A 13,725-nucleotide genomic window follows, 5' to 3' on the forward strand; every position below is an offset into this window, starting at 1 on the left:
ATAAGCTGGAGCTGTGGATCCTATGCTCATTGGTGTCATCGCCGGCCTCATCGGCCTGTCGTTCGGCACTTTCGGCGTGCTTGCGTTCAGGGTCAGCGAAAAACAGCGCCAGCTTGTGGACATCAACGTCGATGAACTCGCGTTGCCGGCGGGTGCTGCCGAGGTGCTCGCGGTTGTCGGCAGGGCTTTCGTTGTGGTGGATGCGGTGGACGGCGTGGTCCGTGCCAGTCCAGCAGCGTACGCCTACGGCCTGGTCCGCGGCCACACTGTGGTCCATGAACAGCTGCTGGAGATGACGGCAGGTGTGCGCCGCGACGGCGTCATCCTGGAAAAGAAACTGGAACTTCCCCGTGGGCCGCTCGGTCAGGGCACCATCATCGTGCAGGTGCGCGCTGCCATGCTCGGTGAGGAATACATCGTATTGCTGGCGGATGACCGCACGGAGATCACCCGGACGGAGGAGATCCGCAATGATTTCGTGGCGAACGTTTCCCATGAACTCAAGACACCCGTAGGCGCCATCTCCCTGCTCGCCGAGGCCCTGGAATCCTCCGCAGACGATGAGGAAGCGGTCCGCCGGTTCGCCAAGCGCATGCACAAGGAATCCGGCCGCTTGGCTGCGCTGGTCCAGGACATCATTGAGCTCTCCCGGCTGCAGGGTGCCAGTGTTTCCCAGCAGGGCAGGCCGGTGGACATCAACGCCGTGATCACCGAAGCCGTGGACCGCTCCCAGCTTCCCGCCGAGAGCAAGAATATTGAGATAGTGGTTGGCGGACGGGCCGAAGGCATGGTTTATGGTGACCAGGATTTGCTGGTTACGGCCCTGCGGAACCTCATAGACAATGCCATCCGGTACTCCCCGGAGAACACCCGGGTGGGCATCGGTGTCCGCGCCAAGGACGGGCTGATTGCCATCTCAGTCACCGATCAGGGACTTGGGCTCACGCAGGAGGACCAGGAGCGGGTGTTCGAACGTTTTTACCGTGTGGACGCCGCCCGGTCGCGGCACACCGGCGGTACGGGGCTGGGCCTGAGCATTGTCAAGCACGTTGCCTCAAACCACGGGGGCGAGGTGACGGTGTGGTCCAAGCCCGGCCAGGGCTCCACCTTCACCCTCCGGCTTCCGGAGATGGAGAGCGAAGAACCGCAGGCGCCCCTGCTGGATGACCGTGGTGCAACGGAGCGCGCCAAGGAATCCGCCGCCACGGAAACCGGTGCATTGGGCCGCGGTGCCCGGGAACAAAACGCCAACGAACGCCACGTCACCGAGCAGAACGCCGACGAACGCAATGTCAACGAACAAGGAGCCAGCGCTTGAGCAGGATTTTGATTGTCGAAGACGAGGAGTCCTTCAGCGACCCGTTGTCCTACTTGCTGGGCAAGGAAGGTTTCGAGGTGGAAGTCGTGGACAACGGCTTGGACGCCATCACCGAATTCGACCGCAACGGGGCAGACCTCGTGCTCCTGGACCTGCAGCTTCCGGGCCTGTCAGGCACAGAGGTATGCCGCCAGCTGAGGCAGCGCTCCAGCGTCCCGGTAATAATGCTGACCGCAAAGGACTCGGAGATCGACAAGGTGGTGGGCCTGGAGCTCGGCGCCGATGACTACGTCACCAAGCCGTATTCTTCCCGTGAACTGGTGGCAAGGGTCCGGGCCGTGCTGCGCCGGCAAGGCGAGCCCGAAGAACTGATCTCCTCCACGGTCCAGGCCGGACCAGTCCGGATGGACATCGAGCGGCACGTCGTCAGTGTTGGCGGGGAGCAGGTGCTCCTGCCGCTGAAGGAATTTGAGCTGCTGGAGATGCTTCTTCGCAATTCCGGCCGTGTACTCACGCGGGGCCAGCTGATCGACCGGGTCTGGGGCTCTGATTATGTGGGCGATACCAAGACCTTGGACGTCCATGTCAAAAGGCTGCGAAGCAAGATCGAGCCTGACCCATCCCTGCCCCGGTTCCTGGTGACGGTTCGGGGCCTCGGCTACAAGTTTGAGCCGTAAGCCTTCGCTATCTTGCGGCAATGTCAAAGGAGGGGCTCCATGGAGCCCCTCCTTTGACATTTAGCGGTGCGATACGGCCTGCCTGGCAACGGCTGCCGGGCCTTGCCGGCCTTGCGACTAGTGGGCTGCGGCTGCGGAAGAGGCCGACGGCGACGGTGTCGGCGACGCTGTTCCCGTAGGTTCGCTGCCGGCCGGCAGGTACTCTTTGTACTCCGCAAGCGTGGCGTCCAGGACGGGCACCTTTACCGTTTCATTGACGTTGGTTCCGTCTTCGCTGATTTGGACGTCCACGAGGGAGCCGGGAATGCCGCCGGTGGTGCTCAGGACGGCTTCGTCAGTGGAATTGTTCAGCAGGGTGTAGTCGTTGGCTTTCACGGACACCTGTGTCTGCGAGCCTTCCGCACCCTTGACGGTGAGTTTCACGTCCTTGGAGGAGGAGTTGTAAACGGCCCCGAGAAGACGTCCGGGCTTGTCTTCTCCCGCCGAGATAATCAGCATGTTGCGCAGTTGCAGAGGGCCGAGGTCCGCGGTGATGCCGTCGGAAGCGGCGTACTGCTGAGCGGTCTGCTGGGGGGTGATGTAGCCGCAGCCCGTCACAGTCAGCAGGCCGAGGCCAAGGGCAGCTGCCGCCAGTGCCAGTTTGCCGCGCTGGGCCCGGTTCGTCGCAGTGAAACGCACGTCACGTACTCCTCGAGAGTCTTGGATCATTATTCAGGCCATAGCCTATCGGCAAACGGGCCCAAACGAGGATTCGGGCGGGTCATATTGCCCTTGGCAGCACCCGGCCGATGCACTATTATCTGCATCCGTCAAGGGGTCCCAGGGGGTCGATTCTGCCCATTTTCCGCGTATTCATGCGGTTGCGGGCCCCTTTATGGGCCAGTCATATGCCTGAATCGTGATAAACTGGTCTGCGGGAAAGGGGAATGTCCACATGGTATTTGAGGTCGGCGAGACAGTAGTTTACCCTCACCACGGTGCAGCAAAAATTGAAGAAATCAAGATGCGCACTGTCAAGGGCGAAGAGAAAATGTATCTCAAGCTCAAGGTGGCTCAGGGTGATCTGACCATTGAAGTTCCAGCAGAGAACGTTGACCTTGTTGGGGTTCGTGACGTAGTGGGCAAGGAAGGCCTGGAGCACGTATTTGACGTGCTGCGGGCTGAGTTCACTGAAGAGCCCACCAACTGGTCACGCAGGTATAAGGCAAATCTGGAGAAACTTGCTTCCGGTGACGTCATCAAGGTAGCAGAGGTCGTTCGTGACCTTTGGCGCCGTGATCACGATCGGGGCCTTTCCGCAGGTGAGAAGCGAATGCTGGCCAAGGCCCGGCAGATTCTGATTTCAGAATTGGCGCTGGCTGAAAAGACCGACGAAGAGAAGGCTGCAAGCGTTCTCGACGAGGTCCTGGCTTCCTAAGAATTGATCCCCGGGGGTGCGAAAGCGCCTCCGGGGTTTCTTTTTGCCCAAAACCAGGCGCCGCCGGGCCGGTAGGGGTTCATGGCAGTTCCTGGGACGTAGGCTAGACCGCATGAGTAGCGATCCGCCCCGCCCCCTCACCGCCGTCATCGTCGTGGCCGCCGGTTCCGGCGAAAGGCTGGGTCACGGCATGCCCAAGGCCGCCGTCCCGCTCGGCGACGAACCCATCCTCCTCCACGCCCTGCGCGGTGTGGTGGCCTCTGGGGTGGCAAGCCAGGTGTGCATCGCGCTGCCCGCAGGCCATGACGCGCTGAAGCAGCTCGTGGACGATTTCAGGCTGGAGCTTGTCGACGGCGGCCCAGTCCTGACGGTGGTTGATGGCGGAGCCACCAGGTCAGACTCCGTCCGCTTCGCGCTTGCGGCGGTGGAAACGGGGACAGAGGCGGTACTTGTCCACGATGCAGCCCGGGCACTGACGCCTGAGTATGTATTTCACCGTGTGGTTGACTCATTGGCCGCCGGCGCCCTTGCCGTCATCCCCGCGGTCCCGGTGGTGGACACGGTCAAGACAGTGGCGCCCACCACGGGCGAGAATGGCAGAATCGCGCCGGAGATAGTCACCGGCACGGCTCCGCGGGAGAGTCTGCGGGCGGTCCAGACCCCCCAGGGATTCCACCTCCCCACGCTGGTCAAAGCCCACGAAGCGGCGTTGAATCTTAAGGACCAGCAGGCTGCAGCTGTCACGGATGATGCCATGCTGGTGGAACTTCTTGGCGTTCCCGTCCATGCCGTCCACGGCTCCACCCAGTCGCTCAAGATCACCACACCCCTGGACCTGATCATTGCTGAAGGGCTCCTGGAAGGCCCGCTCGGGGTCCGCTGGGTGGAAGGCTAGTCGTGGCTGCAGACAGAATGATCCTTCCGCGCACCGGCATCGGCCTGGATGTGCACGCGTACTCTTCCGCTGAGGAGCCGCGCCCGCTCTGGCTGGGTGGTCTCTTCTGGGAGGGCGAGCGCGGACTGGCGGGACACTCCGACGGCGATCCGGTGGCCCACGCTGCCGCGGACGCGCTGTTTTCCGCCGCAGGCATCGGAGACCTGGGAACCCACTTCGGCACAGACCGGCCTGAGTTTGCCGGCGCCTCAGGAGTAACGCTTCTCGCGGAGGCGGCGAGGATTGTCCGCGGCGCGGGCTTTGAGATCGGCAATGTTGCGGTTCAGTTCGTAGCCAACCGGCCAAAGTTCGGACCCCGCAGGCAGGAATCGCAGGGCGTACTCAGTGAGGCAGCAGGTGCGCCCGTCAGCGTTACGGCCACCACCAGCGACGGCCTGGGATTCGCAGGCCGGGGGGAGGGCATTTCCGCCGTCGCCACTGCCTTGGTGTACCCGAAGTAGCGGGGGATAGGGGCGTTGGCCCGGTGAATGCTCCCCGGAACGGAGCGCCCTGCTCCCTTTCGGCTAATCTGGAGCGGTGACCCTGCGATTTTACGACACAGCATCCGCCGAAGTCCGTGACTTCGTCCCCCTCGTCCCGGGCAAGGCGAGCCTGTATTACTGCGGAGCCACAGTGCAGGGCATGCCGCACGTGGGGCATATCCGGTCAGCCATTGCCTTTGACCAGCTGACCCGCTGGCTTCAGTTCCGTGGGTACCGTGTCACCGTGGTACGGAACGTCACGGACATTGATGACAAGATCCTTGCCAAGTCGGCTGAGTCCTTCGCCGCTGACTTCCGGCCTGAGCCGGGGGCGGTCCCTGAGGAAGAGTGGTGGGCGCTTGCCTACCGCTACGAGCAGGAATTCCTCAAGGCCTACGACACTCTGGGTGTTTCCCGGCCCACCTACGAGCCCCGCGCCACCGGCCACATCCCCGAGATGCATGCACTCATCCAGCAACTGATCGAAAGAGGCCATGCCTACCCGGCCCTGGATGGCTCGGGAGACGTCTATTTCGACGTGCGGTCCTGGAGCAAATACGGGGCCCTCACCCGGCAGAACATCGACGATATGCAGGGCGCGCCGGATGCTGACCCGCGGGGCAAGAAGGATCCCCGGGACTTCGCGTTATGGAAGGGCCACAAGGAGGGGGAACCGCTCACCGCGAGTTGGGCTTCACCTTGGGGCGCCGGACGCCCCGGCTGGCACCTGGAGTGCTCCGCCATGGTAACCAAGTACCTTGGTACTGAGTTTGATATCCATGGCGGCGGCCTGGACCTGCGCTTCCCGCACCACGAAAATGAGATGGCACAATCCCAGGCAGCGGGCCACGGTTTCGCCAACTTCTGGATGCACAACGGCATGGTCACGTACCAGGGCGAAAAGATGTCCAAGTCGATCGGCAACACCGTCAGCCCTGCTGAAATGCTGGAGCTCGCTCCCTCACGCGTTGTCCGGTACTACCTCGGCCAGGCACACTACCGGTCCGTGCTGGACTACAGGCCAACTTCGCTGCAGGAAGCGGCGGCAGCAGTGGACCGCATCGACGGATTCCTGAACAAGGCCAGGGAACGGTTCGGCCCGGGCTTCGGTTTTGTGGCCGGAGCCTTTGGCGCGTCCAAGGAGACAATGGATGCCTTTACGGCGGCGATGGATGATGACCTGAATGTTCCGCGGGCACTGGGTGCCCTCCATGACACAGTCCGTGCCGGAAACACAGCGCTTGCCGCCGGGGACGATGAGGGCGCACGGAATGCCAGGCACGTGGTCATTCTTATGACCCGGGTCCTGGGGCTGAATGCTGCCACCCAGCCGACCGCAGCGGGCGGAAAGGAACAGGCGGCGCTGCAGGTCCTGGTGGATAGTCAGCTCGCTGCCCGGGCCCAAGCGCGTGCCAACAAGGACTGGGCTGCTTCGGATGCCATCCGCGACGCGCTCAAGGCCGCCGGCGTCGTCGTCGAAGATGGCCCGGACGGTGCCACCTGGAGCCTGCAGCGGGACTGAACCGGCGATTTTACTTGATTCAGTAGACTGGTATGCAGACTCAGTCAAACAATCAAGGGTGGAACTCTCATGGCCAACAACGGTCGCCGGTCGGTCAAAGCAAAGAAGGGGCCTACCATCGGAACCGGTGGCCATGGCCGCAAGTCCCTGGAGGGCAAGGGCCCCACGCCCAAGGCGGAAGATCGCCCGTACCACAAAGCGCACAAGAGCAAGCAGCTGGCTGAGAGGTCAGCAGCCAAGCGCGGAACCGGCGCCCGAAGCGCCGGTGCAGCCCGCTCCGGACCCAAGGGGCGGGCCACCGAGGAAGTTGTCACCGGCCGTAACTCGGTGGTTGAAGCGCTGCGGGCGGGGATCCCGGCGAAGGCTCTGCACATTGCCATCCGGATCGAGATGGATGACCGCGTCAAGGAGTCCCTGAAGATAGCGGCAGAACGCGGCATCCCGCTTCTTGAAACGGGCAAGCCGGAGCTGGACAGGATGACCGACGACGCCGTTCACCAGGGCCTGGTGCTTCAGATTCCGCCGTACGAGTACCAGGATGCCTACGATCTTGCCGTGGAAACCGTGGAACGGTGGAAGAAGGGCCACGTGGCCAACGCCCCGCTGTTCGTTGCCCTGGACGGCATCACCGATCCACGCAACCTGGGTGCCATCATCCGCTCAGTCTCAGCTTTCAGCGGCCACGGCGTTATTGTCCCCGAGCGACGCTCAGTTGGTGTCACGGCTTCTGCCTGGAAGACCAGCGCCGGCGCTGCCGTGCGTGTTCCGGTGGCCCGTGCAGCAAACCTGAACAGCGCCCTGAAGCAGTTCAAGAACATGGGCATCTTTGTCCTGGGACTGGATGGTGACGGCGACGTCTCCCTGCCGGACCTGACCCTCGCCACTGAGCCTGTCTGCATTGTGGTCGGATCCGAGGGCAAGGGCCTGAGCCGTCTGGTCCGCGAAAACTGCGACCAGATCGTTTCGATCCCGATCGATTCGGCCATGGAATCCCTGAACGCATCCATGGCCGTGGGGATCTCGCTCTACGAAGTTTCCAGGCAGCGCGCCACCAAGTAGTCACGCCGCTAGGCACTCCTGCTGTCGCCTCAGAAGTCCCTGCGGTTGGCCAGGACGGGGAGCTTTTGCCGGGCGTCCTTGACCACGGCGGGGTCGAGGTCCGCGAAGAGCAGGTCCGGGGCGCCGTCGATTTCGGCCAGGACCTCTCCAAACGGGGAGATGACGGCAGAGTGTCCTACCCCGGTGGGCGCGGTGCCCTTAGTCTCGATGCCCTGCGCGGCGGGATCGCCCTGCCCGCACGCCAGGACGTAGGTGGTGGAATCCAGTGCACGCGCCCGGGAGAGCAGCCGCCACTGCTCCACCTTGCCTGGACCGGCGCCCCAGGAGGCGCAGAGGATGTTGACTTCGGCACCCCGCTCGGCGTTGGCGGTGAACAATGCCGGAAAGCGGATGTCGTAACAGGTGGCCAGGCCAAAGGTGAGGCCACCGGCATCGAAGGTTACGGGGCCTGTTCCGGGCTCCACGGTGTCCGATTCAAGAAAGCCAAACGCGTCAAAGAGGTGCACTTTGTCGTAGCTGGCGTCCACGCCGGGTCCGGTGGCCAGGAGGGTGTTGCGCACCTTCCCGCGGCCGCCGCCGGAGGCCGAGCCCGGCGTGAACATGCCGGCCACGATCACCAGGCCGAGCGATTGGGCGATGCCGCGCACGTGCGTCGCCCAGGGCCCGTCCACGGGTTCGGCGATATCCAGCAAGGAGTTCCCGAAGGCCCGCATGGTGGCCTCGGGGAACACCACCATTTCCGCTCCGCCGGCCTTGGCCTTGTGGGCGTACTCCTCCACAAGGGCCAGGTTTTTGCCAAGCTCCCGGCCGGTGATGATCTGGGCAAGTGCAACCCGCATAATTACCTCCCATAAGACGCGTCCTTCCAGTATGCAATGCCGCCGGGCGATGCCGTCGGCGGCGTCAGCACAGCTTCACAACCAGCGGGGAAAACTGGCGATTTGCGCGCGGCGGCTAATATTTAGGGGATGGTCATGCCGCTCTTTGATACTGCTTCCACCATGGACGCCTCCGCCGCGCTTCCTTTAGGTGTGACTGTTCCGCGCCCAGCTTCCTCCGGTGCGGAGCATCATTCGCAGTCCCGGGCGAACGTCGCTGTCTACGCCCCGGGTGTAGAAAACCTGGAGATCGCCTACAAGGCGCCCGGCGGCGAGTGGCAGCTGAAAACGCTTCCGAACGTCACCCACGGCGTGCACCATGGGATCGTTGAGGACTTTCCGTACGGATCCCGTTACGGTTTCCGGGCCACTGCCAAAGAGGCATCCCTGCCACTTTCCGTGCCCACCCTGGACCTGGATGACGACGGCGGCCAGCCGCTGCTGCTGGATCCCTATGGGCGCGCTGTGGACGAGCGCGAGGGATTCCTGACCAACGTCAGGATGGCCAACCACTTTGACTGGGGCAACGACCACCGGCCGCGCGTGCACTGGCGCAACACCATCATTTACGAGGCCCATGTCCGCGGCCAGAGCATGCTGCACCCTGACGTCCCCGAGGAACTGCGCGGAACATACGCCGGCATGGCTCATCCGGCGATCATCGAACACCTCACCAGCCTTGGAATCACGTCCGTCCAGCTGCTCCCCGTGCACTTCCACCTGGATGAGCCGCACCTGCAGAACCTCGGCATGACCAACTACTGGGGCTACAACACCGCCGCTTTTTTTGCACCCCATCCCGGCTACGCCACCCGGGCCGCGCAGGAAGCCGGACCACAGGCCATCCAGGATGAATTCAAGGGCATGGTCAAGCTGCTTCATGCGGCCGGCCTGGAAGTGATCCTTGACGTTGTCTACAACCACACCGCGGAGGGCGGCCCCGATGGGAAGACGCTCAGCTTCCGGGGGCTCGGCGAAGACAAGTATTACCGCACTGACGGCCACGGCAGGTACATCGACACCACCGGCTGCGGCAACAGCCTGAACTTCGGGGAACCGCGGGTCGTGCAGCTTGTCCTGGATTCCCTCAGGTACTGGGTGGATGAGTTCCATATTGACGGCTTCCGTTTCGATCTCGCCGTGACCCTGTGCCGTAACGCAGCCAACGAATTCGATCCGCGGCACCCCTTCCTGGTGGCCATCGCCGCCGACCCCGTCCTGTCCGATGTGAAGCTCATTGCCGAGCCCTGGGACGTTGGTTACGGGGGGTGGCAGACCGGACGCTTCCCCGGTGGCTGGGTGGACTGGAACGATCACTTCCGGGATGCTGTGCGCTCATTCTGGCTCGCGGACCGCGCTGCCATTGAGGCCGGAGGCCAGGGCGGGTCGGTGTCCAGGCTGGCGGACGCGCTATCCGGCTCGGCAGGACTCTTTGAAGGATCGGGCCGGTCGCGACTGGCTTCGGTCAACCTCGTCACAGCGCACGACGGTTTCACCCTCAGTGACCTTGTGTCCTATGACCGTAAGCACAATGAAGCAAACGGCGAGCAGAACCGGGACGGCCACGGCGACAACCGCAGCTACAACCATGGCTTCGAAGGCCGGACCGAGGACGAGGCAATCCTGGCGCAGCGCGCCCAGTCCCGCCGGAACCTGATGGTCTGCCTGATGATTTCCCTGGGCATCCCTATGATCACCGCGGGCGATGAACTGGCCCGTACCCAGCAGGGCAACAACAACGCCTACTGCCAGGACAACCCCATCACGTGGCTGGACTGGACCCGGACTCCGGAATCGCACGAAATGCTGCGCAGCACCAAAAGGTTCATCCGGCTCCGGAAGGACTTTATGGCCAACCAGCCACACGATTTCCCGGTCCGCGACGAGCAGTCCTACCTCTACTGGTTCGACGAGTCGGGCGCACCAATGTCCATGGAGCACTGGAACGATCCGCACCGCCGGGTCATGCAGCTCCTGCTCGGGTCCGACGACGGCACCCTCGCCGGTCTCGCGGTGGTTAACGGCGGAAACACCGACGTCAAGATCACCCTGCCGCAACTCACCAACGACGACGGATCACCGCGGCGCATGTTTGAGCTCAGGCTGACCACTTCACCGCTGCATGAGCTCCGCCAGGGCAGCCGGGTGGCCTCCGGGGAATCCGACCTGGTCCAGGCCAACTCCATCAACATCTACCGCACCTAGGATCACAGGCAGAAGGCAACACCGATGAAGATCTACTCCGCAGACACCTGGTCCATCGAAGAGCTGCAGGAGATGGTCGCAGACGCCGGGCGCCGCAGCCTCGTTGTCCCGCCGGCGGACCACAAGAAGGCAGTCCTGGAGGTGTTCGGCGAGGTCCTGGACTTCCCCGAACACTACGGCGTGGATCTGGACGCCCTCAACGATTCCCTGCACGACTTCGCCGACAGCATCAGTGAGAACGGACATGCATCGGTTACGGTCCTCTGGCAGGTCGCCGCACCGTTTCGTGGCGACAGGTCCTTCGGCATCATCTGCGAGATTCTCCAGGACGCCGAGAGCTACGCCGGCGGCCAGCTCGCCGTTACCGCTGTCCTGCTGTAGGCGCTGTCCTGTTTTGAGCGCTGTCGCGCCTTAAGCCCAGAACGCTGAAAGCCCGGTCCTGCTTGAGGCAGGACCGGGCTTCAGGCAGGCACGAAGTTAGGCGTTGACGATCAGCCCGAGCTCGGCCTTCGAGGCGAGGGCCTCGTGCCGGGGCAGCACCCGCACCGTGTAGCCGAAGGAACCCGAACGGTCTATCACCAGGGAACCGGTGAAAAGGTGGCGTCCGTTTCCGAGGTCTTCCTGCGGCTTCAGTTCCATCACGGTGATGTCAGTCAGGGTGTCGCTTTCCTCAGCGCGGCCGTAGGCAACTTCAACCGCGACGTCGTCCGGCGTCAGGCTGTGAAGTGCCACGTAGGCGTTGACCTGCAGCGTGTCACCGATCTGAGGATCCTCGGATACACCGACGGAGTCCACGTGCTCCACGTGGAGCAGGGGCCATGCGGACCGTACCTTCGCGATCCAGGCCGCCAAGGTGCGCGACTGGGCATACGAATCTGCCACCGCCGCGCGGCCTGCCTCCGCCGCCGGACGGTACAGGATGTTGACGTAGTCGTGCAGCATCCGCTCCGCTGAAACCGCCGGGCCCAGGTGCGAGAGGGTGTGCTTGATCATCGAAACCCAGTGCGTGGGAACCTTTTCCATCTCCGACGTGGAGGGCCCAGCGGCCCCCGCCTCTTCGGAAACTGTGCTGCCGTAGAAGCGCGGGGCAACCTCGGATTCCAGCAGCTCGTAGAGGGCTGCTGCCTCGATGTCGTCCCGTTCCTCAGGGGACGCGTCATTGTTGGCCGTAGGGATCGCCCAGCCGTTCTCGCCGTCGTACATCTCGTCCCACCAGCCGTCCAGGACGGACAGGTTCAGCGAACCGTTGATGGCGGCCTTCATCCCTGACGTTCCGCAGGCTTCCAGCGGCCGCAGCGGGTTGTTCAGCCAGACGTCGCAGCCGGGGAACAGGGTCCTGGCCATCGCGATGTCGTAGTTGGGCAGGAAGGCGATCCGGTGCCGCACTTCGGGGTCATCGGCGAAGAGGACCAGGTCCTGGATCATTTTCTTGCCCGCATCATCGGCAGGGTGGGACTTGCCGGCAATCACCAGCTGGATGGGATGTTCCTTGTGCAGCAGGAGTGCCTTGAGCCGTGCGGGCTCGCGCAGCATCAGGGTGAGGCGCTTGTACGTCGGAACTCGGCGGGCAAAGCCGATGGTCAGGACATCCGGGTCCAGCACGCTGTCCGTCCAGCCCAGCTCGGCGTCTGCGGCGCCGCGTTTCTTCCAGGCGGCACGGAGACGGCGGCGTACATCCTCAACGAGGGCTGTCCGCATCTCACGCCGCAAAGCCCACACGTCGGCGTCGCTCACGTTATATGCAAGGTCCCAGCGGCCCATGGCTTCAGCTTCAGTGCCGAACTGCTCCCTGGCGAGCTTGGAAATACGTCCGTCCACCCAGGTGGGAACGTGCACGCCGTTGGTGACCGACGTGATGGGCACCTCGGAGTGGTCAAAGCCCGGCCAGAGGGCCGAGAACATGCCCCGGGATACTTCACCGTGAAGCTTGGCAACGCCGTTGGCCCGCTGGGCCAGCCGGAGCCCCATCACCGCCATGTTAAAGACGGATGGGTTTCCGTCCGCGTAGTTCTCCCGGCCCAGCTCCAGGATCCTGTCCACAGGCACCGCCGGCGCGAGCCCGGCCTGGAAGAAGTGCTGGATCTGGGAAACCTCGAACCGGTCAATGCCCGCCGGCACAGGTGTGTGGGTGGTGAAAACGGTGGAGGCCCTGCCCGCGGCAAGCGCCTCATCGAAGCTGAGCGCCTGCTCCCCGGACATCAGCTCCTGGATACGTTCGATCCCCAGGAAGCCGGCGTGGCCCTCGTTGGTGTGGAACACCTCCGGCGCAGCGCGTCCGGTGAGCCGCTGGTAGAGGCGGAGCGCCTTCACCCCGCCCATTCCCAGGAGCAGCTCCTGCTGCAGCCGGTGGTCCCCGCCGCCACCGTAGAGGCGGTCGGTGATGCCGCGGGCGGCGTCGTCGTTGCCCGGAACGTTGGAGTCCAAAAGCAGCAGCGGAACACGTCCGACGTCGGCACGCCAGATATGCGCCAGCAGCCGGCGCCCGTTGGGCAGCGGCAGCGAAATCTGGAGAGGGCGGCCGTTGCCGTCGGCTGACGGTTCGCGGAGCAGCGTCAGCGGCAGGCCGTCCGGATCCAGCACGGGGTAGGTCTCCTGCTGCCAGGCGTCCCGTGACAGTGACTGCTTGAAGTAACCGGCCTGGTACAGCAGGCCAACGCCCACCAACGGCACGCCGAGGTCGGAAGCAGCTTTCAGGTGGTCACCGGCGAGGATGCCCAGGCCGCCGGAGTACTGCGGAAGCACCTCGGTGATACCGAACTCCGGCGAGAAATATGCAATGGAAGACGGAGCGTCCTCACCCAGCGTCTGATACCAGCGGGGCTCCTCAAGGTACCTGTCAAGGTCCGCCTCGGCAGCCCGGATCCGCTCTACCACAGACTGGTTTGCTGCGAGGCTCTGGAACTCCTCGCGGCTCACCAGCCCGAGGAAGCTCACCGGATCCTGCCCGCTTTCCTCCCAGACCCGGGCGTTCAATCCGGCGAAAAGCTCGCGGGTTGGCCGGTGCCAGGACCAGCGGAGGTTGGTGGCCAACCGGGCCAGCGGCCTGATCGGTTCAGGGAGAACAGTTCGAACGGTAAATCTGCGGATTGCCTTCACCTGCGCCACACTAACCGACAACATGGGCGGCTGGAACCGGTTTGGCTTTCTTTTAGGTAAATGACAGATAACGCCGGGGAAAAGTCGAATCGCCGGTGGGAAAAAGAGACCAGGCTTAGCAATCCGGTTGATTTCTC

General features: G+C 63.7%; 12 protein-coding genes. 9 read left to right on the forward strand and 3 right to left on the reverse strand.

Translation table 11 applies throughout. The features are described 5' to 3' along the window. The first annotated feature begins 22 nt into the window (after window positions 1-22). Together M1E17_RS04340 and M1E17_RS04345 are read left to right on the forward strand one after the other, a co-directional pair. The gene (locus M1E17_RS04340) at window positions 23-1,318 is read left to right on the forward strand and encodes a sensor histidine kinase (RefSeq protein ID WP_457967563.1); all 1,296 of its coding nucleotides are present in this window, start codon (window positions 23-25) and stop codon (window positions 1,316-1,318) included. After that, window positions 1,315-1,995 carry a response regulator transcription factor gene (locus M1E17_RS04345; protein WP_267277794.1) on the forward strand — a complete coding sequence of 227 codons (681 nt, stop codon included), beginning with the start codon at window positions 1,315-1,317 and terminating at the stop codon, window positions 1,993-1,995. Before M1E17_RS04340 ends, M1E17_RS04345 begins: the two co-directional genes overlap by 4 nt. Window positions 1,996-2,112: 117 nt before the next feature. Here M1E17_RS04345 and M1E17_RS04350 read toward each other — a convergent pair whose 3' ends face one another. Beyond that, window positions 2,113-2,673, reverse strand: a complete 561-nt coding sequence (locus M1E17_RS04350) for a hypothetical protein (RefSeq protein ID WP_457965704.1) — start codon at window positions 2,671-2,673, stop codon at window positions 2,113-2,115. A gap of 256 nt (window positions 2,674-2,929) precedes the next feature. Between M1E17_RS04350 and M1E17_RS04355 the strand changes: the two genes are divergently transcribed. The 5 genes from M1E17_RS04355 (at window position 2,930) to rlmB (ending at window position 7,409) form a co-directional block, all read left to right on the forward strand. After that, entirely contained in the window at window positions 2,930-3,412 is a 483-nt protein-coding gene (locus M1E17_RS04355) for a CarD family transcriptional regulator (RefSeq protein WP_026266570.1), read from the forward strand. 112 nt (window positions 3,413-3,524) lie between these two features. Further along, complete coding sequence (ispD, locus tag M1E17_RS04360) at window positions 3,525-4,307, forward strand: 2-C-methyl-D-erythritol 4-phosphate cytidylyltransferase (protein WP_457965706.1); 783 nt, start codon at window positions 3,525-3,527, stop codon at window positions 4,305-4,307. Between the two features lie 17 nt (window positions 4,308-4,324). Beyond that, window positions 4,325-4,807, forward strand: a complete 483-nt coding sequence (gene ispF, locus M1E17_RS04365; RefSeq protein ID WP_457967564.1) for a 2-C-methyl-D-erythritol 2,4-cyclodiphosphate synthase — start codon at window positions 4,325-4,327, stop codon at window positions 4,805-4,807. A gap of 76 nt (window positions 4,808-4,883) precedes the next feature. Further along, on the forward strand, window positions 4,884-6,350 hold the full coding sequence (gene cysS, locus M1E17_RS04370; RefSeq protein WP_457965708.1) for a cysteine--tRNA ligase: 1,467 nt from the start codon (window positions 4,884-4,886) through the stop codon (window positions 6,348-6,350). 69 nt (window positions 6,351-6,419) lie between these two features. After that, complete coding sequence (gene rlmB / locus M1E17_RS04375; protein WP_267277798.1) at window positions 6,420-7,409, forward strand: 23S rRNA (guanosine(2251)-2'-O)-methyltransferase RlmB; 990 nt, start codon at window positions 6,420-6,422, stop codon at window positions 7,407-7,409. 29 nt (window positions 7,410-7,438) lie between these two features. Here rlmB and M1E17_RS04380 read toward each other — a convergent pair whose 3' ends face one another. Beyond that, window positions 7,439-8,248, reverse strand: coding sequence for a carbon-nitrogen hydrolase family protein (locus M1E17_RS04380; RefSeq protein WP_457965709.1), 810 nt, complete (start codon window positions 8,246-8,248; stop codon window positions 7,439-7,441). Window positions 8,249-8,377: 129 nt separating this feature from the next. On the opposite strand from M1E17_RS04380, the gene glgX reads away from it, so the two are divergent. Then, a complete protein-coding gene (gene glgX, locus M1E17_RS04385) occupies window positions 8,378-10,492 on the forward strand; it encodes a glycogen debranching protein GlgX (protein WP_457965710.1) in 2,115 nt (704 codons plus the stop codon). 24 nt (window positions 10,493-10,516) lie between these two features. Continuing rightward, entirely contained in the window at window positions 10,517-10,873 is a 357-nt protein-coding gene (locus M1E17_RS04390) for a barstar family protein (RefSeq protein WP_457965711.1), read from the forward strand. A 96-nt stretch (window positions 10,874-10,969) separates the two neighbouring features. Here the strand turns inward: M1E17_RS04390 and glgP are convergent, their stop codons facing one another. Then, window positions 10,970-13,588 carry an alpha-glucan family phosphorylase gene (gene glgP, locus M1E17_RS04395; RefSeq protein ID WP_457965712.1) on the reverse strand — a complete coding sequence of 873 codons (2,619 nt, stop codon included), beginning with the start codon at window positions 13,586-13,588 and terminating at the stop codon, window positions 10,970-10,972. Window positions 13,589-13,725: the final 137 nt, after the last annotated feature.

It is taken from the genome of Arthrobacter sp. D1-29 (genome assembly GCF_054130585.1).